The 22,096-nt window shown below is 54.3% G+C and carries 17 protein-coding genes and 1 tRNA gene; 10 read left to right on the forward strand and 8 right to left on the reverse strand.

Annotated elements, in window-relative coordinates:
* A partial coding sequence (locus tag K9G39_RS10135; protein WP_292004808.1) for a transposase occupies nt 1–905 on the forward strand: 905 nt, incomplete at its 5' end.
* Between the two features lie 45 nt (nt 906–950).
* On the opposite strand, the gene K9G39_RS10140 is transcribed toward K9G39_RS10135, so the two are convergent.
* The 4 genes from K9G39_RS10140 to K9G39_RS10155 all read right to left on the reverse strand — a co-directional run bounded on the left by K9G39_RS10140 (nt 951) and on the right by K9G39_RS10155 (nt 7,091).
* Nucleotides 951–1,934 (reverse strand): DUF4325 domain-containing protein, encoded by a 984-nt coding sequence (locus K9G39_RS10140; protein ID WP_292004809.1) that lies wholly within the window; start codon nt 1,932–1,934, stop codon nt 951–953.
* A gap of 351 nt (nt 1,935–2,285) precedes the next feature.
* Nucleotides 2,286–3,827, reverse strand: coding sequence for a glutamine-hydrolyzing GMP synthase (gene guaA, locus K9G39_RS10145; protein WP_292004810.1), 1,542 nt, complete (start codon nt 3,825–3,827; stop codon nt 2,286–2,288).
* 23 nt (nt 3,828–3,850) lie between these two features.
* Nucleotides 3,851–6,073, reverse strand: a complete 2,223-nt coding sequence (locus tag K9G39_RS10150) for a PBP1A family penicillin-binding protein (RefSeq protein ID WP_292004829.1) — start codon at nt 6,071–6,073, stop codon at nt 3,851–3,853.
* A gap of 94 nt (nt 6,074–6,167) precedes the next feature.
* Nucleotides 6,168–7,091: an alpha/beta hydrolase gene (locus K9G39_RS10155; protein ID WP_292004811.1), complete on the reverse strand. Its 924-nt coding sequence runs from the start codon at nt 7,089–7,091 to the stop codon at nt 6,168–6,170.
* Nucleotides 7,092–7,282: 191 nt separating this feature from the next.
* On the opposite strand from K9G39_RS10155, the gene K9G39_RS10160 reads away from it, so the two are divergent.
* From K9G39_RS10160 to K9G39_RS10185, 6 genes are all read left to right on the forward strand, one after another.
* Nucleotides 7,283–7,948: a DedA family protein gene (locus K9G39_RS10160; RefSeq protein ID WP_292004812.1), complete on the forward strand. Its 666-nt coding sequence runs from the start codon at nt 7,283–7,285 to the stop codon at nt 7,946–7,948.
* A 420-nt stretch (nt 7,949–8,368) separates the two neighbouring features.
* A tRNA-Pro gene (locus K9G39_RS10165) sits at nt 8,369–8,442 on the forward strand.
* Nucleotides 8,443–8,806: 364 nt separating this feature from the next.
* A complete protein-coding gene (locus K9G39_RS10170) occupies nt 8,807–10,288 on the forward strand; it encodes an NAD(P)/FAD-dependent oxidoreductase (protein WP_292004813.1) in 1,482 nt (493 codons plus the stop codon).
* Nucleotides 10,289–10,470: 182 nt separating this feature from the next.
* Nucleotides 10,471–11,736 carry a putative DNA modification/repair radical SAM protein gene (locus K9G39_RS10175; RefSeq protein ID WP_292004814.1) on the forward strand — a complete coding sequence of 422 codons (1,266 nt, stop codon included), beginning with the start codon at nt 10,471–10,473 and terminating at the stop codon, nt 11,734–11,736.
* 4 nt (nt 11,737–11,740) lie between these two features.
* Nucleotides 11,741–12,478, forward strand: coding sequence for a TIGR03915 family putative DNA repair protein (locus K9G39_RS10180; RefSeq protein ID WP_292004815.1), 738 nt, complete (start codon nt 11,741–11,743; stop codon nt 12,476–12,478).
* Between the two features lie 65 nt (nt 12,479–12,543).
* Nucleotides 12,544–13,266 (forward strand): hypothetical protein, encoded by a 723-nt coding sequence (locus tag K9G39_RS10185; RefSeq protein WP_292004816.1) that lies wholly within the window; start codon nt 12,544–12,546, stop codon nt 13,264–13,266.
* Between the two features lie 59 nt (nt 13,267–13,325).
* Here the strand turns inward: K9G39_RS10185 and K9G39_RS10190 are convergent, their stop codons facing one another.
* Both K9G39_RS10190 and K9G39_RS10195 read right to left on the reverse strand, forming a co-directional pair.
* Nucleotides 13,326–14,168 carry an MBL fold metallo-hydrolase gene (locus K9G39_RS10190; RefSeq protein ID WP_292004817.1) on the reverse strand — a complete coding sequence of 281 codons (843 nt, stop codon included), beginning with the start codon at nt 14,166–14,168 and terminating at the stop codon, nt 13,326–13,328.
* Nucleotides 14,169–14,254: 86 nt separating this feature from the next.
* Entirely contained in the window at nt 14,255–14,824 is a 570-nt protein-coding gene (locus tag K9G39_RS10195; protein ID WP_292004818.1) for an acyloxyacyl hydrolase, read from the reverse strand.
* A 207-nt stretch (nt 14,825–15,031) separates the two neighbouring features.
* On the opposite strand from K9G39_RS10195, the gene K9G39_RS10200 reads away from it, so the two are divergent.
* Both K9G39_RS10200 and K9G39_RS10205 read left to right on the forward strand, forming a co-directional pair.
* The gene (locus K9G39_RS10200; RefSeq protein WP_292004819.1) at nt 15,032–15,841 is read left to right on the forward strand and encodes an SDR family oxidoreductase; all 810 of its coding nucleotides are present in this window, start codon (nt 15,032–15,034) and stop codon (nt 15,839–15,841) included.
* A gap of 30 nt (nt 15,842–15,871) precedes the next feature.
* Nucleotides 15,872–17,221, forward strand: a complete 1,350-nt coding sequence (locus K9G39_RS10205) for a cobyrinate a,c-diamide synthase (protein ID WP_292004820.1) — start codon at nt 15,872–15,874, stop codon at nt 17,219–17,221.
* Between the two features lie 58 nt (nt 17,222–17,279).
* Here the strand turns inward: K9G39_RS10205 and K9G39_RS10210 are convergent, their stop codons facing one another.
* Nucleotides 17,280–17,750 carry a hypothetical protein gene (locus K9G39_RS10210; RefSeq protein ID WP_292004821.1) on the reverse strand — a complete coding sequence of 157 codons (471 nt, stop codon included), beginning with the start codon at nt 17,748–17,750 and terminating at the stop codon, nt 17,280–17,282.
* Between the two features lie 326 nt (nt 17,751–18,076).
* Here K9G39_RS10210 and K9G39_RS10215 point away from each other — a divergent pair, with 326 nt between their 5' ends.
* Nucleotides 18,077–20,626: an ATP-dependent Clp protease ATP-binding subunit gene (locus tag K9G39_RS10215; protein ID WP_292004822.1), complete on the forward strand. Its 2,550-nt coding sequence runs from the start codon at nt 18,077–18,079 to the stop codon at nt 20,624–20,626.
* Between the two features lie 63 nt (nt 20,627–20,689).
* Here the strand turns inward: K9G39_RS10215 and K9G39_RS10220 are convergent, their stop codons facing one another.
* Nucleotides 20,690–22,063 (reverse strand): TrpB-like pyridoxal phosphate-dependent enzyme, encoded by a 1,374-nt coding sequence (locus tag K9G39_RS10220; protein ID WP_292004823.1) that lies wholly within the window; start codon nt 22,061–22,063, stop codon nt 20,690–20,692.
* Nucleotides 22,064–22,096: the final 33 nt, after the last annotated feature.

Genomic DNA, 22,096 nt, shown 5'->3' on the forward strand with positions numbered 1-22,096 from the left:
GCAACAGCATTGTTGCCGATGACGAAGACCGGATGTATTTCGTTTCGCGGATGGGGAAGGTCGCGGCGGCAACCGGCACGAGCATCTATGCCTGGGCGCTCTTGACCAACCATGCGCATATCCTGCTGAAGAGCGGAGCTTCCGGCCTGTCGACATTCATGCGCAAGCTCCTGACTGGTTACGCGACATGGTACAACTTCAGACACAAGCGTCACGGCCATCTTTTCCAGAACCGGTACAAGTCGATTGTCTGCGAGGAAGAGCCCTATTTTCTCAGGCTGGTCAGCTATATCCATCTCAACCCTCTTCGAGCAGGTCTTGCTGAATCGCTTGAAGATCTGGAACGTTATCCGTGGGGCGGTCATGCGGTGGTGATGAACCGGATACGGCATGAGTGGCAGGACCGGAACTATGTGCTCGGATACTTCGGCAAGCGGGAATCGTCTGCCCTGCAAGCGTATCGGGAGTTCGTTGCAGAAGAGAGTGGACGGGGTCGGCAGCCGGAACTTACCGGAGGCGGACTTGTTCGCTCGATAGGCGGCTGGTCGGAAGTGAAGTCGCTGAGGAAACGCCAAGAAAAACAGTTCAGCGACGAGCGGATTCTCGGAAGCAGCGAGTTCGTCAAAGAGATTCTCGACGATGTTGAAGAATCTGTGAAAGAGAGGCTGCCGGCAACAGCAGCAGCGACGGAAGCCGGGGAACGGCTGGTGAGCGCATGCGAAGAGGCGGGAATAAGTGTTCAGGCGCTGCAGGGCGGAAGCCGGAAGCGGGAGTGTACGGAGTTGCGGAAACGGCTTGCGCTGAAATATGTGCTTGAGCTCGGTATGACCTATGCCGGAGCGGCGCGTCTGCTCGGGATTTCTGCAGCTGCGGTCAACCAGATCGTGAAGCGGTGCGGATCGTAAGTTTACGTAGTTGTGAGCGTCCCATTGCTCCTCTGATGGGGAAAGTTACTTGACAGATAGAGCTCTCAGGATCATTTTGTTTACGGCGTCCGTTGCATGAGCGGTAATGAGTTTCACTTCGGGATGGTTCGATGCAAATACTCTGAAGATTTCGTCTGCAAATGCTTGTCCGATTTCTTCGACGTCTTCAAAATCAAGGATTACGGTTGAGAACTTCTCGAAGCGCGACACCAGCCGCTTCGCCTGCGATCGGGATACGAGCTTTTCTCCCTCATATCGGGCCAGCTTTACCGGAACTCTTGTTTTGTTAAAGGCATACTCGTCCGGCTCGGCATACTCGTCATAGAGTTCCTTCATGGTTCGTGGGCAGGTGTTGCTCAATCTGAGATAAATGCTTGTGCCCGGTGTATCAGAGTTGATATCGATCAGCCAGTCATCTTTTTCTGTCTGGTGGGTGAAGTACAGATTTCTTGAGATGATAGCGAAGCTGTCGAATGCCCTCGATGTAAAAAATATACCTTCGCCGGAATGGTTCTGCGGGTCGGTTGTCAGCTTGCCCTTGGCAAGCTCAAGGATTGATTCCCGTGCATCATACAGGCCGGTCAATCGTTGAATACGGTGGAAGATGCCTTCGCCATCGTCAGTAATCGTCAGTTCGCAGTCTATTGCGTTTCTTGAAAAGTGAATTGCAAGGGTAAGTCCCTCAGAGTGATCAATAGCGTTATTGATCATTTCTGTCGTACCGTATTGCCACATTTCACGGACATTACCCGGTAAATCGGCAATCAGGGGAGCTATCGATTCAAGCCATACGACATCTTCTTTCAGGCCAGTCAACCGGAATGTCCGGGATGTTTGCTGAATAGGGAGAAGTGTCGATTTTTTGACGTTTTTTGTCCCTTCCGATCTGACGAACCCGGCTTCTTCGAGTGCATGCAGGTGCCGTGAAGCAGCCTGTCGTGAGATTTTGAAATGCCTTGCAGTCTCCGCGGCGACATTGAGCGACCTGTCCCTGCAAGCTGTCAGCATGTAGTTTCTTATTTCAGTTGTTCGTTCTCTCATTTGCCCGCCATGTCGTATTCGTATTGTCTTGATGACAACAATATATGATTATATGTTGACAATATAAATAAGGCTTATTGACAACAAAGCTGGAGGATTTGACAACAATAACGGTGGGGAGGTAGGGGGCGGTATTAGCTTTGAACTACTTATGGGGAATGAGAAGAGATGAAGCTCATGCCATGAGAGCCCACTCCGTCGGGGGTATCGACGCCGGGTGTTTTCGGAAATCCGTGAAATGCCCAACAGTGTCATGCAGCGCCATCCGCTGCATGACACATCTGTTTCCGGCAAAAATCCTTTGGTTGACCGGAACCCTTACTCCCACTCGATTGTGGCGGGAGGCTTCGAGGAGATGTCGTAGGCGACCCGGTTGATGCCGCGCACCTCGTTGATGATGCGGTTCGAGACGCGGGCAAGGAAGTCGTGGGGAAGCTGTGCCCAGTCGGCGGTCATGCCGTCGGAGGACTCGACGGCCCGTAGAGCAAGCACATTCTCGTAGGTGCGTTTGTCGCCCATCACGCCTACCGACTGAACCGGCAGGAGCACGGAAAACGCCTGCCAGACATGCTGGTAGAGGCCGCTCGATTTCAGCTCTTCGAGATAGATTTCGTCGGCATCGCGCAGAATGTCGAGTCGTTCTTTCGAGACCGAACCGAGCACCCTTACGGCAAGGCCGGGACCGGGGAAGGGGTGGCGCATGAGAATGTCCTCGGCAATGCCGAGCTCGCGCCCGACCGCCCGCACCTCGTCCTTGAAGAGTTCGCGGAGCGGTTCGATAAGCTTCAGCTTCATGCGCTTCGGCAGGCCGCCAACGTTATGGTGCGACTTGATGGTTTCCGATGGCCCTTTCACGCTGACGCTTTCGATCACGTCGGGGTAGAGGGTGCCCTGCACCAGGAATTTTTCGTTGTGCAGCTGCTCTTCGAACACCTGGATAAAGGTTCTGCCGATGATCTTGCGTTTCTTTTCCGGCGAAGCCACGTTTTTAAGCCGTTTGAGAAAGAGCTCCGAAGCGTCGGCCAGCGTGAGCCTCAGACCGAGATGCTTGAGAAACTTCATCACCTTGTCGGCCTCGTTTTTGCGCAGGAGGCCGTTATCGACAAACACGCAGTGCAGGTTTTTTCCGATGGCCCGGCTCACCAGCACGGCTGCTACGGAGGAGTCGACGCCTCCACTGATGCCGCAGATAACGGTTTCCTCTCCAGCCGTCCGACGGATCTCCTCGATCTGATGATCGATGAAGTGTTTCGGCGACCAGTCGGGGGTGATGCCTGCGATATCGATAAGGAAGTTGGAGAGCAGCTGTTTTCCGTACAGGGTATGCTGTACTTCGGGGTGGAACTGCAGGCCGTACACCTTCAGCGCGGCCTTGCTTCCGAAGCTTTCAAGCGCGCACATCTCGGAATTCGCACTGCTTGCCGTGATCCTGAACCCTTCGGGAAGATTGACCACCTTGTCGCCGTGGCTCATCCAGACATCCGAGTCCGGAATGTTACGGAAGAGCATGCTTTCCCGGTTGCTGTCACGGCTGACCAGCATTTTCGCCCTGCCAAACTCCTGCTTGGCCGAAGATGCCACATCTCCGCCGAAGTGTTTTGCGATGGCCTGCAGGCCGTAACAGATTCCGAGAATCGGCAGCCCGAGCGAAAAGATGCCTTCGTGGGGAAGAATGGCCGATTCTCCGTACACGCTTGTCGGGCCGCCCGAAAGGATGATCGCTTTCGGATTGTGCTTCCTGATTGTGTCCGGCGTGGTGTTGTAGGGCAGAATTTCCGAGTATATACCCAGCTCCCTGATCCGCCTTGCGATCAGCTGGGTATATTGAGAGCCAAAGTCGAGTACTAATACGGATTGCATGGTGAGTTTGTATTTATTATGCCTCAGAAAACCCCTTCCCCGGCGGGTTCCTCGACTGGTGTGCTCTGAGGTTCCGCTGACTCGGCTCCTTCGGAAGGCGTGCCGGTTTCTTGCCCATCGTTCGCTACCGGCTGTGTCGGACGGGATTTGTAATAGTTGAAGCCTTTCGGGGTGTAGTATTCGATATATACATCGCTGCCCAACAGATCGGATGGAGTGTTGGTGTTGCCAGAAATAGGCACGGCAATCACGTTTTCAGGAATGTGGAAATACCTGTTTTCAAGCTTCAGCAAAGGATCGCTGTAAGCCCGTTTCATGAAGAGCGCCCATATAGGAAGCGCGGCTCTTGCGCCCTGGCCGTACTCCATCGAGGTGAACTTGACGCGTTCATCGTCGAAACCGGTCCAGACGACGGCGGCAAGCTGCGGGGTAAACCCGGCGAACCATGCGTCCCTCATGCTCTGGGTTGTGCCGGTTTTTCCGGCAGCATCGTTATCGAAACCGTAACGGGCCCTGACTGCAATGCCGGTGCCTTTGTTGATAACATCCTTGAGCATCGAAACCATCACAAAGTTCGAGGTGGAGTCGATGGCAAAACGGCTGTTCGGGCGGTATTCCGAAATAGCCCGGTTATGTTTGTCTTCGACTTTCAGGATCGAGACCGGCTCGTTCCAGATGCCGTTATTGGCAAAAGTGGCAAAAGCGCCGGCAAGTTCGAGCGGTGTGACTTCGGCGGTACCGAGCACGATGGAGAGGTTTGAAGGCATTGGAGAGGAGATGCCCATTCTCCTTGCATAGCTTATGATTTCCGGGATTGAGAGTTGTTCATAAGCCAGCCTGACCGTGACCTGGTTCATGGAACGGCTCAGGGCGGAGCGAAGCGTGGTAAGCCCGCCTGATGAGCCGTCGGAGTTTCTCGGCGACCAGATTCCGTTGCCGCTTTTCAGTGCGATCGGCTGGTTCAGGACCCTGAAGTTCGCAGGTATGCCTTTGTCGATGGCAGCGGTGTATACAAAGGGCTTGAAGGTCGAGCCAGGCTGCCGTTTCGCCTGCCAGACATGGTCGAACTGATAGCGGTAATCGTCCGGGGAAAAGTTGTTGCCTCCAACCCATGCCTTGACGTGCCCGTTTTTAGGATCAATGACGACAAAGGCTACCTGTATTCTGGTTTTTTCGTGGAGGAGATTTTTCAGCCATACCTGATCCGCTTTCAGCCTTGCCATGGCGGATTGTTCGGAAAGCCCGTCTTCACGGAGCTCCCTGAAGCGGGTGCTCTCTTTGATGATCTGGTTTTTCAGGGGTTCAGACCATCTCCACGACCGGTCGAATGCGGTCTGAAGCGATGAGAGATGCTCTCTTACAGCCTGCTCGGCATATTTTTGCATGCGGCTGTCGAGCGTTGTCTGGATTGTCAGACCGTCCCTGTAGACGTTGATATCTCCGAGCATCGAGGCCGGTTTGATGGTCTGGCGGATATACTCGGTAAAATAAGGGGCGAGTCCGTGATGGTTTACCGGCGTGAATTTCAGAACAAGCCTGCTTTTTTTAGCTGCGGCTGCCTGTGCCGGGGTGATGAATTTCTCCTTTTCCATCAGCGACAGAATGAGATTTCTTCTGCTGATTGCGCTGGAGGGGTTTTTGACAGGGTTATAGCCTGTAGGGTTTTTCAGGGTTGCAATGAGCGTCGCACTTTCCGGCAGCGTCAGCTGGCTTGCCGGCTTGCCGAAATAGGTCCTCGATGCCGCTTCGATGCCATAGGCTCCCGAACCGAAATAGACGGTATTGAGGTAGAGCGCGAGAATTTCATCCTTGGTATAGGTTTTTTCGAGCTCAATAGCCGTGATGAACTCCTTTGCTTTTCTGCTGATTGTCCGTTCCTGGGTCAGATAGAGGTTTTTTGCGAGCTGCTGGGTAATCGTGCTTGCCCCATGCCATCTTTTGCGTCCCTTAATCAGGTTTTCGCCCATCACCAGAGCGAGCCTTCTCAGATCGACACCCCAGTGACTGTAGAACGAAACATCCTCGGTGGCGATCAATGCATGCTGTGCCGACTTCGGTATGGACTTCAGGGGAATGAATGTCCGATTTTTCAGAAAGAATTTGTGCAGCAGGATGCCGTCTTCAGAATAGACCAGCGATGCGAGTTCCGGGTTCGGATTTTCAAGCTCCTCAAGGCTCGGCAGCCCCTTGAACGGGTTGAGCGCATAGGCGGAAGCCGCAGAGAGCGAAATAAGCAGGAATGCGATAAGGGAGCAGCAGAGATTTTTTGCAAATGGTTTCTTCACAGTGTCGTTCGGTCTTTGGTTTTTCACGGGTAAACACATCGTCACATAACTGTCATCAGGGAATCATATACTGTTCACAGGGCTGAATTTCCCCGGGAGTCTTTTTATAAAATTGTTCGGCAAAATCAAAATGTTTTTTCAGTACCCCGCCGTACCCCGCCGTGTCTTCAAGCATGGGGAGGTGCCCCAGGCTCATGAACCGGGCAAGAGATGTCGGTGCCTTCGACCGGGCCTTGCGTCTTTCGAAAAGGGTTATGGTGCCTTCCGGGGGAATGGTATGGTCTTCCATTCCTACGCAGCAGAGTACGGGAGAAGCGATGGCTATGACATGGGTGGTGTATGCCCTGAGTGCCTCGGGATCGATCGAGAATTTTCCGACGGCGTTTGTTGCGTCCCTGTCCGACTGGGTGAAATCCTCGATGATGATATCGCTGTACTCCCTGCCGATCTCTTTTGCCGCTGCCCTTTTAATGAAAAGGCTTCTGAGCGGTTCGACCTGGAAGATGTTTCTGAACTGCATGGAGACGTCGATCAGGCCGCCGAGAAAAAAAAGGCCGAGCGAGGTGAAGGCGGTCTCTTCGAAAATGCCGCAAGCGGTTATGGTTGCCGAGAGCAGTGCCTTCTGGTAGCGCATGCAGAGCTCCGTGGCTACCATTCCGCCCATGGAGTGCCCGACAATGTGCAGGTTTCTTGAAGAGTGCAACCCGAGATGCTCGATCAGTTCTGCAGCCTCATCGGCGAACCCATCAATGGTGAAGGATGGTTTGTGCCCCTTGATGAGCGTTCTGCCGGTTCCGCTCTGGTCGTAGGTGATGCAGCGAAAATCCTTGCCCAACAGCTCAGTCAGAGGTTTCCAGTAGCGTGATGATATTGCCCATCCGTTCACGAACAGAACGGCTGGTTTGTCCATCAGTGCCGGGTCATGTTCCGCAGTATCCTCATAAAAAAGCCTGCAGCGAGAAGATGCCAGATAGCCCATTGTTTGCAAACCTTGTTACCGGTGGTTGAAAAACCACAATATAATAATTAATTATGGCTTTATAATTCAGCCACTGCCCGGATACAGCTGCAGCTCCGGCAACCTGTGGGCAGTTACCGTTTTGTGATGAATGCCTCCAATTGCTACATTACGCAGGCAGCAAAAAGCTTTTACCCTGTAAACACAAACGCATGGAAAAATCCGTTACCGGTATTCTCTTTGCAATAGCCGATTTTATCATCCATATCGACAAGCATCTTCAGGTGCTTGCATCAGATTATGGATTATGGCTTTACGGTATTCTGTTCCTGATTGTTTTCTGCGAGACCGGTCTGGTTGTGACCCCTTTTCTTCCGGGAGATTCCCTTCTCTTTGCCGCCGGCTCACTTGCCTCGGTATCCGGTTCACAGCTCGATGTGCACCTGCTTTTTGTTGTTTTTTTCGTCGCGGCCGTGCTTGGCGACAGCGTGAACTACAGTATCGGGCACAAGCTCGGTCCGAAGGTGTTCGATTTCAGGAAATCGCGCTTTTTCAACCCGGATCATCTGGCAAAAACGCATGCCTTTTTCGAGAAGTACGGCGGCAAAACCATCATCATTGCACGCTTTATTCCCATTATCAGAACCTTTGCGCCCTTTGTTGCCGGAATCGGAGCGATGGCCTATCCAAGATTCATTCTTTTCAATATTCTGGGGGCGCTTCTTTGGGTAGGACTTTTCTGCTATAGTGGATATTTTTTCGGCCAGCTTCCCTTTGTTCAGGACAATTTCAAACTTTTGATTCTCGGTATTATCGTTTTTTCCCTGCTGCCGCCGGTTATCGAATATCTCAAACACCGCTTCAGAGCCTCTGCCTGATAGGGCTGCAGGTCTCCCGTGCGGGTTGGTGCAGGTTTTTCCACAGGTTGTTGATGCAATGTTGATAACTTGTTTATACCATCCCGCCTGACGATGAGTTCAGGTGCGCAGGGACATGGTTTAACGGGGTGTATGGTGATTAAGATATTGATATAAAATGCCTTATATCAATATTTTCGTGGCGGCGGCAGGAACGCTTCAATTCTGTAGAAAAGCAGGTTATGTACAGCAAAACTGTTGATAACCTGTCCGATATGTCGATGGTGAGGGTAAAACTTCGGTGTGAGGTGCTTTGCTGTGGGACATCGGCTGGTTTGCGCCTCCTGGAGCCTTTCGCGGGGGGAATCCTGCAAAATCCGTAAAAAAGTATTACATTAATTAACGGAATTTCTTATTATTGCTTCCTTTGATGGTCAAAATCGGCGTATAGCGCAGCCTGGTAGCGCACTTCCTTGGGGTGGAAGGGGTCGTGGGTTCAAATCCCGCTACGCCGACTCTTCTGGTTTTCCTCTGAATAAATCCGCACTTGAAACTTCCATACCCGATATTCGGGTTGATCTCTTTGTTTATCGGTTGATGATCTGCTTAATAGGGTTTGCATTGCATCGTCCCCTATGTTTGCAACGCTCTGAAAAAAGTGAGACCGTGAACCGTTCTTCTGTATAGCCTCATTCTGCCTCTTATGCATGATGCGTTGCAACAGTTCATAGACAAGGAGCAGCGATTCTTTGCTTAAGGTGATTCGCCAGGCGCCGCCATTGACAGATCGCCAATGTCAGGATCACGACAGGCAGGCACCTTCCGGAAAAACGGGACAGAGTTAAAATATTTTGATTGATGCATGGTTGAGGAGTCTCTATGTTTAAGGATCGTCATATCATAGTAATCGGGTCAGGCATCGGAGGGCTGACTGCAGGCGCACTGCTTTCTGCAGAAGGAGCCCTGGTGACCGTGCTTGAAGCTCAGTCCTTTCCGGGAGGATGTGCCGCGACATTCCGGAGAAACGCTTGCCGGTTCGATGCCGGTGCAACTGTTGGCTGCGGGTTTCATTCCGGTGGACCCATGGATGAGCTGGGAAGGAAACTCGGTATCGACTGGCCAATTGAAGCTGAAAGGGTGGCATGGCAATACCGGCATGGGGAGCTGCGTCTCGATCTGAGTCGTTCGAGAGCGGAAATTCTCGAGAGGTTTCCTCATTCCCGGCCATTCTGGTTAGAGCAGGATCGGCTTGCCCGTTTGCTCTGGCGCCTGGCTTCAGGCGGTCTGTCATGGCCGCCCGAGAGACCGGGTGATCTTGCCGGTCTTTTGCGTAAAGGGGTGGCAGGCCTGCCCGGTTCGGCCCGTCTGCTTCAGTTTGCTTCTAAAACTGCGCTTGAATGGCTCGCTGTGCACCAGCTCGAGGGTGACAGTGAATTTGTGCGCTTCATCGATGCGCAGCTGCTGATTTCGGCGCAGACAACATCGCCTTATGCAAATGCCCTCACTGCCGCAATAGCGCTCGATCTGCCCACTTCCGGGGCATGGCATGTGAAGGGGGGAATGGGAAGCATAGCGGAACTGCTTGCAAAGAGCATTGAAGAGAACGGAGGTTCGGTGCTCTACCGGAAAAGGGTTATCAGGATCAATTCGGTGAGAAAAGAGGTGATAGGTGTGGAAACCGGGGATGGAAGCGCTTATGCCTCCGATATGGTGGTTGCCAATCTTACGCACGAATCCCTTGCGGAGCTTGTCGGAAGTCCCTCTGCGGGTTCCCTTTTGAAGAGGGGTACTCCTTCGGAGTGGAGCGCCTTTATGCTTTATCTCGTAATGGATCCATCCCTGTTCACTCTTCCCGGAAGCCGTCATCTGCAGATCACAGGACAGAGTGGAGAGCTCGGCGAAGGCAACAGCATCTTTGTTTCGTTTTCCCTGCCTGGCGAGTCCTGCATTGCACCGGAAGGTCTTTATGCGGTAACGGTATCAACACATACCCGTCCGGGGCCGTGGTTTGCCGCTTCCCGGCGCAGCCGTGAGGAGTACCTGAAACTGAAGAGCGCTTACGAAGAAAGAGTGCTTGATCTCATGGCTTCTCAGCTTCCGGGAGCACGGGAGGCGGTACAGTGGCTTGAAGCCGGAACACCGGTCACCTGGCAGAGGTATACCGGAAGAGCGGACGGTTATGTCGGCGGGTATCCGCAAACCTCGCTTTTCGATGTTCGTGGCCCCGCCACAGGGTTTGATAATATGTTCCTTGTCGGGGACTCCATCTTTCCCGGACAGTCCCTGCCCGGAGTGACAACCGGAGCAAGGAGGGTTGTCGAGATGGTCAGGAGGGTGAAGAGTTTGGGAGGTGGGCAGTGAGCGGGAAGATTGGAAGAGTGTGGGCAGTGGGCGGTGAGTAGCCGGAAGCCAGTAGTCAGAAGTCAGCAGGCGGGTTTATTTGTCCTGGTCTGTCGGTATCCGTCAGTGTCAGTCCTTTTGGCGCATTGCGGCAAGATGGGAGCCAAAGGAGGAAAACCCGGATTCTTCTGTATATTTTCCGGATGGAGACGCTCGAAAAATTGCAGATACTTTCCGGAGCGGCGCGTTACGATGCTTCATGCGCTTCAAGCGGCAGCCGGCGACAGGATGCTTCTTGCGGCACCGGAAATACCTCCCAAGGCGGCATTTGCCACTCCTGGTCGGATGACGGCCGCTGCATTTCGCTCCTGAAAATTCTGCTCTCCAACGACTGTATCTACGACTGCGCCTACTGCGTAAACCGCGCCACCAACCCTGTTCCGAGAGCCTCATTCAGCGCCCGCGAAGTGGTGGAACTGACCATGGAATTCTACAGGCGGAACTATATAGAAGGGCTCTTTCTCAGCTCGGCGGTTATGCAGAGTCCCGACCATACGATGGAGCGGATGGTCGGTGTAGCCGAGCTGCTTAGAACTGAAGAGCGGTTCGGAGGGTATATCCATCTGAAAATCATTCCCGGCAGCAGCAGCGCTCTGGTGCGCAAGGCCGGACTCTATGCCGATCGCATCAGCGTGAACATCGAGCTCCCTTCACAGGAGTCGCTAAGACGGCTTGCTCCGCAGAAGCATAAACAGGCCATTCTCGAACCGATGTCCCTGATCGGCCGCCAGATACAGGAGAGTATGCTCGAGCGCAAGGCCAGCCGCCACGCGCCGAGGTTTGCCCCGGCGGGGCAGAGTACCCAGATGATCATCGGCGCAAGTCCCGAAAGCGACCTCCAGATTCTCAGGCTTTCCGAGGGACTCTACCGGAAAATGCACCTCAAACGGGTCTATTATTCTGCCTTCGTTCCAGTCAACGCGGATAACAGGCTGCCGGTTCTCGCCTCTCCTCCGCTGCTCCGTGAGCACCGCCTTTACCAGGCCGACTGGTTGCTGCGTTTTTACGGATTCTCTGCAGGCGAGATTCTTTCGGACGATGCTCCCAACCTCGACGAAACGTTCGATCCCAAAACCTCCTGGGCGCTTCGCCATCCGGAATTCTTTCCGGTCGAGATCAACCGTGCCGACTACGGAACGCTGCTTCGCGTTCCGGGTATCGGGGTCACCTCAGCCAGGCGCATTGTCGCAGCTCGCCGTTTTTCGGTCATCACTCCCGAAGGGCTGAAAAGGATCGGGGTGGTCATGAAACGGGCGAAATATTTTATCACCTGCTCCGGCAGACCTTTTGAAAAGACAGGCCGGCAGCCGGAACTCCTGCGCAGCCGCCTGCTGATCGGTGACGGCGCAGGGGAATCCATTCCTGAACCCCCTCCGAAGCAGCTTTCGCTGCCCGGTCTTTTTGCCTGATGCCATGAACCGCTACCTGTACGATGGGACCCCGGAAGGTCTGCTTTCCGCGGCCGCCCTTATCATCGCCGAAGAAAAGGAGCCCGAAACCATTACACTGGCTGAGCGCGAAAACACGCTTTTCGAGGAGGGCCTGTTCATTGCAACCGATGTTGCCGCTGCCGAAGCTTTTTTTCAGCGGCTTCGGCGAGAGGCCCCTGATGCGGCCTCGATATTCTATTATTTTGTGCTTGCAGAGAAAGAAGGGCTCGATACCAGTCTTCTGCATTACCTTTTTCTGGCGCTTCGACAAGGTGACCGGGTGAATGGTCACCTCACCCATTCCGCTGTCCGTGATGTCGTGATGGTTTCCCGGAAAGCATCGAGAGAGCTGCACCGTTTCAAGGGTATGCTCCGCTTCGAGAAGCTGCGCGACGGAGCGTATCTTGCGCGAATGGAGCCCGACTGCAACATCCTCCAGCCGCTTGCCGGACATTTCAGCCGGCGGCTCAGGGCTGAGGACTGGTTCATCTACGACGTCCGGCGCCGCATTGCCGCCCGTTGGCACCAGGGCAAGCTGCAGTTCGGCTCTATCGAACAGTTCGTCGCTCCGGCACTTTCGGACGAAGAAAAAAAGGTGCAGGCGCTCTGGCTGACATTCTTTCGCACCATCGCCATTCCCGACCGGAAAAATCCCCGTCTGCAGAAGTCGAACATGCCCATGAAGTACTGGAAGTACCTGACCGAGAAGCAGGGGGTGTGAAGTCATCCTTTTGCAGGAAGTGCAGGGATCGTCTGCATGCGTAACGAACCAACCGGAGAGATTCCATGAACCTGACAGAAACAGCCGAAAGGGCGGTTGCGGCTTACGGCGGCCGTTCGCTCTGGCAAAGCGCCGTAACGCTGGAAACCGAGGTGAGTGCGTACGGTCTGGCCTTTACCCTGAAAAGGAGGCCGTTTTTCCGGAATGTACGGATCGTCGAGGATGTTCACCGGCCGTTTTCCGCATTGACTCCGATCGGGCGAAACCCCGGTGTTACGGGAATTCTGGACGGTCACGATGTCCGGCTGGAAGACGAAAACGGCAGGGTCGTTTCGGAGCGCAGGAGTGCGCGGGACTGTTTCAGGATCGGCAGAAGGCTGCTGTGGTGGGACGACCTCGACATGAGCTATTTCGCCAACTACGCTTCATGGAACTACTTCACCCTGCCCGCCCTCCTGATGAATGACGGGATCGCCTGGACGGAGCTCGAACCGGGTTTGCTGGAGGCGCGTTTTCCGGATACTCTGCCAACCCACAGCCGGCTGCAGCGATTCCGATTCGATCGCGAGAGCGGCTGCCTTTTGCAGCACGACTATACCGCAGAGATCATCAGTCCGCTTGCACGGGCCTCCAATGTCGTGCTGCAGCATGCACGCAACAGCGACGGGCTTCTGTATCCTTCAGTAAGAAGGGTGACCCCGAGAGGTACGAAAGGCAGGGCGCTCGGCGGTCCGGTGCTGATTCATCTCGACATACACGATTACAGGGTGACCGGTAACGGACACTGAGGCCTGGAGTTTCAGGTCTCACCCATCGGCATATTCATTACAGATAATGCAGAGATCCCTTACAACGGAAACTCCAGGCGCATGCCGACGTAGCCCGGTTCGACAGGGCAGTGCAGGTTGCGACGGAAAAAGGTTGATGCAGCCTCGCCGGTGCAGTGGCAGGGGACGACACGGCCGATGTCGAAGGTGTTGAGTTCATCGACGGTTTGCCTGAGGCGTTCGGGAGAGGCCGCCGATAGGTGAAAGCCTCCGATGAGCGCGGTGATGCGTCTGTTTCCTGTCAGTTCGGTAACGTACCGGAGGGTGTTGACGATGCCGGAATGGCAGCATCCGGCAACAAGTACCAGGCCGTCACGGGTTTCAAACCAGATCGAGAGATCGTCGTCGATCGGGTCGGGGATGGTGCCTTCGGGGTCGAGATAAAAGGGCCCCCCCGTGTTTTCATAGGATGTTCTGCGGGGTACCGGTCCGGTAACTGCCGCGCTGTATGAGAGCACGGAAGGCTGTTCGACGAGGTTCAGCTGTTGCGCCGGCAGCGAGTTGAGGGCAACCAGGGCGGGTTCGGGCATATGCACCGGTTTCGGTATGCCGCCGCGGATGCTGTAGCGCTGCTGAAATGCCGCTGGATGCAGGTAAACGGATGCATCGGGCGCAAGCTCGAGCAGTTCGGCTATGCACCCCGTATGGTCGTAGTGGCCGTGGCTGAGCACAAGCTGTTTTGTCCTTGACAGATCCACGCCGAGTTCGGCGGCGTTCATAAGTAGCGCGTTTTCCTTTCCGGTATCGAAAAGAATGGTGCTCTCTGCGGTTTCCATCAGCAGTGAAAAACCGTGTTCTGCTCTGCAGCCGCCGGCTGCATTGTTGTCCGACAGGATGGTCAGCGACAGCGTGTTTCCGGCCATGGGCTGAAATGGTTGGCTTTGTTGGGGAGGGTAAAAAAGCCCGTCTTTGCAGACGGGCCTGTTTGGTCTAATACTGTTGCCGAGCTTCAGAGTCCGACCCTGAGCCCGAGCATAACGTTGTGGCTGTCGACGCTGATCTCGGTGTAATCGTCGAATTCAGCATCGGCGGCGATCATATAACGGTATTTCGCATCGAGCGTTACCATAGGAGCGATGCTGAAGCCTGCTCCTATGCCTACCTGGCCGGCCAGAACCGTGCTGCTGTCATCAGAGAAACCCAGTCCCTCAGCCTTTACGTCAGCCATGCCGATACCCGCAGTGACATAAGGAGTTATGGGACTCATGGGCATTCCGAGGTCAAGATAGCCGTTGGCCATGTATGTCGTCATCGAGATGTTGAGATCATCGGCGTCCTCGATGCCGTTTTCCTGATAACCGATTTCACCTTCAAAGCGCATTCTGCCGCTTTCGATTCCAACCGCTCCGGTAACGGCATAGCCCACATTATAAGGGATGTAATAGGATACGCCACCTTCTTCTACATCCGAATCCTCTCTCATGGCAATACCTAAAGAGGCGCTCACATAAGGGGTGGCCGCCTCGGCAAGTGACGCCGAGCCGAGAAGAATCATTGCTCCTGCAAGTACTGTTCTCATTGTGTTCATCGTTTTGTCCTCAGTTGTTATCGTTGCTGAATAGAAGGGCATAATGCCCACTCCCAATGTACATACCCTCAGCGAGTCTGCAAATATTTTTGTTTCCGGAAAACCCTGTCCGGCTGTTTTCTGATTTCGACGGGGAATTGGCTATTTTGGGGTCATATTCATTGATAGCTGCTATGCCCATACATCAAAACCCGAACAATGCAAAAGGAAACCATTTCTGTTCTCGGATGCGGCTGGCTCGGTCTTCCGCTGGCAAAGGCGCTTGTTGCAAAAGGTTACTGCCTGAAGGGTTCGACCACAAGAGAGGAGAAGCTCGACCTGCTTCGTGATTCCGGCATCGAACCCTTTCTGGTGAGGCTCGATCCTGAAATGGAGGGGGAGGACCTTACCGATTTCCTGCAGAGCGATATTCTGGTGGTGAACATTCCGCCGCCGCGTCGCGACGATGTCGTGGAGTTCCATATCCAGCAGATTTCGTCGCTTATAGACGCCCTCGGGCAGTCACCGGTGCGTTCGGTGCTTTTTGTGAGCTCCACATCGGTTTATCCGATGCTCAACCGTGAGGTGAGCGAAGATGATGCGGTCGATCCTGAGTCTTCGTCCGGACAGGCGCTGCTGCATGCTGAAGAGATGCTCTTGCAGGAACCCGGGTTCCAGACTACCGTTGTCCGTTTCGGAGGTCTTGTCGGTTATGATCGCAGCCCTGAAAAATATTTCGGGCGGATGACGGAAATCGCTTATCCAGATCAGCCGATGAACCTGATTCACCGGGATGATTGCGTGCAGATCATGACGGAAATCATCCGCCTGCAGCAGTGGGGCGAGGTGTTCAACGCCTGCAGTCCCCTTCACCCCCGGAAGCTCGATTATTACAGCAGTGCCGCTGAAACCGCCGGAGTTTCCCTTCCTTCGCCGGTGTCTGCCGAGGGGCCTTCGCCCTTCAAACTTGTCAGCAGCCGGAAACTGGCCGCTGCGCTAAATTACACGTTTCTGCACCCCGGTGCGTAAAGCGGAGGGCTGACTGAAGTCACAGGCATTATGGATACTCACAGGGCATTTCTTCTCGCAGCGCCATCGAGCGGTTCCGGAAAAACAACCCTTACGCTCGCCCTTCTGAGGATTCTTTCCCGGAGGGGTTTAAGGGTTCAGCCGTTCAAGTGCGGTCCCGATTATCTCGATACCCGTCTGCATACGCTTGCGGCATCCTTCGATGGGCGCAAGGTCGACGGTATCAATCTCGATACCTTCATGTCTTCAGGGGCTCATGTGCGCGATCTATTCCTGCGCTGCAGCTGCAATGCCGACGTTTCGGTCGTCGAGGGCGTGATGGGGCTATTTGACGGGGCTGAAAAGGCCAGGGGCAGCAGCGCCGAAATAGCAGGACTGCTCGATATTGCGGTCATCATGGTGGTCAACGCTAAAAGCATGGCTTATTCGGCAGCTCCTCTGCTTCACGGTTTTCGTACCTTTGAACCCGGCTTGCGGCTTGCAGGCGTTATTTTCAACCAGGTAAATACCCGGTCGCACTACCGTTTTCTGGAGGCTGCGGCTCTGGATGCAGGCGTTGAACCGCTGGGCTATGTGCCGCGGAACGAGGATATTGCCATCAGTGAACGGCATCTCGGGCTCAATACTTCTCAGGGTTACGACCGGGAAGCGGTTATCGAGGCGATGGCTGCTCATGTCGAAAAAACCGTTGCCGTTGACCGGCTTCTGGCGCTTGCCGGAAAAGAGCTTCCACAGGTTTCCGAAGCTTACGCTTGCCGTGAAAGGAGCTTCTGCGAAACCCGAAGTGTCATTGCCGTCGCCAGGGACGAGGCGTTCAACTTTCTCTATGCGGAGAATCTTTCCGTTCTGAAAGATCACGGAGAGATTGTCTATTTCAGCCCGATGGAGGACCGCCGTCTTCCGAAAGCCGATCTGCTCTATCTTGCAGGGGGTTATCCGGAGCTTTATGTGCAGAGGCTTGCCGCCAACCGGGCCATGCGCGAGGCGATTGCCGCATACTGCGCCGAGGGCAGGGCGGCCTATGCCGAGTGCGGGGGTATGATGTATCTCGGAGGATCACTCAGGACGGCCGACGGTACTCCGCACCCGATGTGCGGCGTGCTGGACCTCGACACTACCATGCAGGGGGCCCGTCTGACCCTCGGCTACCGCAAGGTGCATCTCGAGGGTTTATATCCTCAAGAGCTTCGGGGACATGAATTTCATTACTCCCGGATCGACCGTCAGGGAGAGCTGCAGAACATCGCCACCGTTAGCGATGCAGGCGATGAGAGATGTTCCACGGCGCTCTTCCGCACCATGAACACCTTCGCCTCCTATGTACATCTTTACTGGGGAGAGACACGGGATTTTCCGGAATTTCTCATGGGGCGGCGTTAGTCGAAGGAGAGCATGGATGGGTACTATCATTACCGGATGGCCACCTTTCTTCGCTCCTTTACAGGATAAACTCCAGATCGCACTCTTCCTTTTCGCTTTCATTGACGAACAGCAGCAGCTTTTCGAGGAAGTCGAGCGTTTTCTGCGGATCGATCCTGCGCAGGTAGGCGACGGCAACCGGCTGATCCTGCCATCCGAGCACTATGGTTTCGCTTTTTTGCAGGTCGATCTTTCCGGCGGCATCCGACAGGATAGCCGCAAGCCGGCGAAGGTTGCTCCTGTGCAGGAACGCTTCGTCCCAGCTGTCAAGGCCGTTTGACGATTCGGAGAGAAAGGGCAGGGCATTGCATGCTTCGATGACGCGGTAGTGAAAGAGAGCCGCATAGTCGTGGGCATCGATGTCCAGCGATGCGTAGATGCTGTAGTCGGGGTCCTGAAGCCGGATTCTGTTGACGGTGCCGGAACGGCAGATCGACAGTTCGCAATGTTCCGGGTTCCGGTCGTCAATAAGGATATGGTGAACGTTCATTGCAGTACTCTATACGTCAGAAACCTTTAATGGCGGGATGCTGTTTTGCATTAACGGTCATTGGTTTTAGGCCTGATATTTATATAATTAATTCAGGTTTAATGATGGTCATCAATATTTGCTTGTTTTACGACCCGATTGCAGGGTCGGACGATGTTCGAATTCCCCATGTACCTGGTGTACGATCCGGTTTCTCTGCTCTGTCCGCCGTGCGCTCGAACCGTTCACGACAATGAAATAAAGATGCCATGATGTATATCGGAAACCGTTCAGAGAAAGTGAATTTTACAGGGTTGTAGAACAATCTTATTACCACGGAAAAAGAAATGGAAGGAAATTTTTCGAATAGAGTACAGGATGTTATCCGGTTGAGCCGCGAAGAGGCGCTGAGACTGGGTCACGATTATATCGGCACCGAGCATCTTCTGCTTGGCCTCATCCGGGAAGGTGAGGGTATTGCCGCCCGGATTCTGAAAAACCTTAAAATCGACCTGCTTCGCCTGAAACAGAAAATAGAGGAGAGTACACATCCCAAAGTGCCGGCAGCCCAGATGGGCAATGTACCGCTTACCAAGCAGGCTGAAAAGGTGTTGAAGATAACCTATCTGGAAGCTAAAATCTGTAAATCGAACGTTATCGGCACCGAGCATCTCCTGCTTTCGATTCTCAAGGGCGACGACAATATCGCTGCCCAGATTCTCGAACAGTTCGGAGTGACCTACGATATGGTAAGGGACGAATTGATCAGCATCACCACAGGAAAAAGCGATTCTGACGAGCCGCCGCTTGAAAGCTCCTACTCTTCAGGATCTGCCGAGCGGGCGCCGAGAAAAGGCGATCCAAAACGAGGTGAGCGCACAAAAACGCCGGTTCTCGACAATTTCGGGCGTGATATTACACGCCTTGCCCTTGAGGATAAGCTCGATCCTATTATCGGGCGTGAAAAAGAGATCGAGCGGGTTGCGCAGGTGCTCAGTCGTCGCAAGAAGAACAATCCGGTGCTGATCGGCGAACCAGGTGTAGGAAAGACCGCGATAGCCGAAGGTCTGGCGCTCAAGATCGTGCAGCGCAAGGTTTCGCGAGTACTCTACGACAAGCGGGTTGTGGCCCTCGATCTTGCAGCGCTTGTTGCCGGCACCAAATATCGCGGGCAGTTCGAAGAGCGCATGAAAGCGCTTATGAATGAGCTCGAGCGTTCGCGCGATGTCATTCTCTTTATCGACGAGTTGCATACCATTATAGGTGCGGGCGGAGCTTCGGGTTCGCTCGACGCGAGCAATATCTTCAAGCCGGCCCTCGCCCGAGGCGAATTGCAGTGTATCGGGGCCACCACGCTCGACGAGTATCGGCAGTACATCGAAAAGGACGGGGCGCTTGACCGCCGTTTCCAGAAAATAATGGTTGAGCCCGCTTCGGTTGACGAAACCATCCAGATTCTCAACAACATCAAGTCGAAGTACGAGTCGCACCATCATGTGCAGTACTCCGAAGACTCCATCGAAAAGGCCGTCAAGCTTTCGGAGCGCTACATTACCGACCGGTTCCTGCCCGACAAGGCCATTGACGTTATGGATGAGGCCGGAGCAAGGGTTCACCTGAGCAACATTCATGTCCCCCAGGAGATTCTCGAACTTGAGAAGTCGATCGAGGAGATCAAGACCGAGAAGAATCAGGTGGTGAAGATGCAGAATTTCGAGGAAGCAGCGAGGCTTCGCGACAAGGAGAAGAACCTTCTCGAAGCGCTCGATCAGGCCAAACAGGAGTGGGAGGAGCGTGCTTCAGAAAGCGTCTATGACGTAACCGAAACCGATATCACCTCGGTGATCGCCATGATGACCGGCATTCCGGTGGTCAAGCTCGCCCAGTCGGAATCCAAGAAGCTGCTCTCCATGGAGGCAGACCTCATGAAAGAGGTTATCGGCCAGGACGAGGCCATCAAAAAAATCACCAAGGCCATCCAGCGTACCCGCGCAGGTCTCAAGGACCCTTCGCGCCCGATCGGATCCTTTATTTTCCTCGGCCCGACCGGCGTCGGCAAGACCGAACTTGCCAAGGCGTTGACCCGCTACATTTTCGACAGTGAAGATGCTCTCATCAGGGCCGACATGAGCGAGTACATGGAGAAGTTCTCCGTCAGCCGTCTTGTCGGCGCGCCTCCCGGCTATGTCGGTTACGAAGAGGGCGGCCAGCTGACCGAGAAGGTACGGCGCAAACCCTACTCGGTGGTGCTGATCGATGAAATCGAGAAGGCGCATCCCGACGTCTTCAATATTCTTCTTCAGGTGCTCGATGAAGGCATTCTGACAGATGGTCTCGGCCGCAAGGTTGACTTCCGCAACACCATCATCATCATGACCTCGAATATCGGGGCGAAGGATATCAAGAACATCGGAGCGGGCGCGGGCATGGGCTTCTCTCCTCCGGATGATACCGCGGGCAGTTACAAGGCCATGAAGTCCACCATCGAGGATGCGCTCAAGAGGGTGTTCAACCCGGAGTTTCTGAACCGCATCGACGATATCGTGGTATTCCATCAGCTTGAAAAACAGCATATTTTCAAGATTATCGACATCACTGCAGGCAAGCTCTTCAAGCGGCTCCGCGAGATGGGTATCGATGTGGAAATCGACGAAAAAGCCAAGGAGTTTCTTGTCGATAAGGGTTACGACCAGAAGTATGGAGCCCGTCCGCTCAAAAGGGCGTTACAGAAGTATGTGGAGGATCCTCTTGCCGAAGAGATGCTCAAGGGTCGTTTTCCCGAAGGCAGTCTGATCAGGATCATATACGACGAAGCCGAAAAGGAGCTGCGTTTTATAGAAGGGCATGCTCAGGAGCCTACCGGAATGGTCGAGGTGACGCCGCCTGAAGGGAAATGATCGCCTGATGGTGCGGTATGGTTATTTGCAGGGCACCCCCGGTTTTCGGGGGTGCCTTGTTTTTTACAGTTCCGGCGGCTTCGGATGATCTTTTACGGCGTGGAGCGACTGCTCGAGCAGTTCTTCGGGCAGCGCGTAATCGGAGAGTTTTCCTGACATGAAGGCGTCATACCCCTGAAGGTCCATCAGTCCGTGGCCGGACCAGTTCATGAGTATCACCTTCTCCTTTCCCTCCTCCTTCGCCTTTTTCGCTTCACGGATTGTCTGGGCGATGGCATGAGATGTTTCAGGTGCGGGAATGAACCCTTCGGTATGGGCAAAAAGCAGCGCCGCTTCATAGCACTCGCTTTGCGGCAGTGCAGTGGCTTCTATAAGACCCAACTGTTTGACATGGCTCACCAGCGGCGCCATGCCGTGGTAGCGCAGACCACCGGCATGAATAGCCGGGGGAATGAAACGGTGTCCCAGACTGTGCATGGGAAGAAGCGGCGTCATTTTCGCTACGTCGCCGGTATCGTATATGTAAGGTCCTCTGGTGAGGGTAGGGCAGGCCTCCGGTTCGGTAGCGATTATCTGCACCTCCCGTCCGTGGATTTTATCGCAGATGAACGGAAAGCTTATGCCGGCAAAATTCGATCCGCCTCCGGCGCACCCGATCACGACATCCGGATAGAGTCCGATTTTATCGAACTGCTTTTTCGCTTCAAGCCCGATGATGGTCTGGTGCAGCATTACATGGTTCAGTACGCTGCCGAGCGCATAGCGGGTATCATCTCGTTCGACGGCCTGCTCGATAGCTTCACTGATGGCTATGCCGAGGCTTCCGGGCGTATCGGGCATTTCCTCAAGAATTCTGCGTCCTGCAGCGGTCTGGGTGCTCGGGCTGGCGATGCACTCCGCCCCCCAGGTTTTCATCATGATCTTTCGGAACGGCTTCTGGTCGAAACTGATGCGCACCATGAACACCTTGCATTCAATGCCGATCAGTTTGCAGCTCATGGCGAGGGCGCTGCCCCACTGGCCTGCTCCGGTTTCGGTGGTAAGGTATTTGATGCCGAATTCCCGGTTATACCAGGCTTGCGCAACAGCCGTGTTTGGCTTGTGGCTGCCGGCAGGTGATACTCCTTCGTTTTTGTAGTAGATTTTCGCTGGCGTGCCAAGGGCTTTTTCAAGCCTTTTTGCCCGGTAGAGCGGAGATGGTCGCCAGAGCTTCAGGATGCCGAGCACCTCTTCGGGAATGTCTATCCACCGCTCTGAGCTCATTTCCTGCTCGATCAGGTTCATCGGAAACACTCTGGCGAGATCGTCAGGCGAAATCGGCAGGCCGTTCATGCCAAGGGGCGGCGGCATGGGCGAAGGAAGATCTGCCTGGATGTTGTACCACTGTCTTGGTAATTCGTGTTCGTCGAGGATGACCTTGGTGAGATCGGCACTCATGGCGGTAAGATTTTTGTTTGCGAAAAAACGCAG

It is taken from the genome of Chlorobium sp. (assembly GCF_021740465.1).
GTDB lineage: Bacteria > Bacteroidota > Chlorobiia > Chlorobiales > Chlorobiaceae > Chlorobium.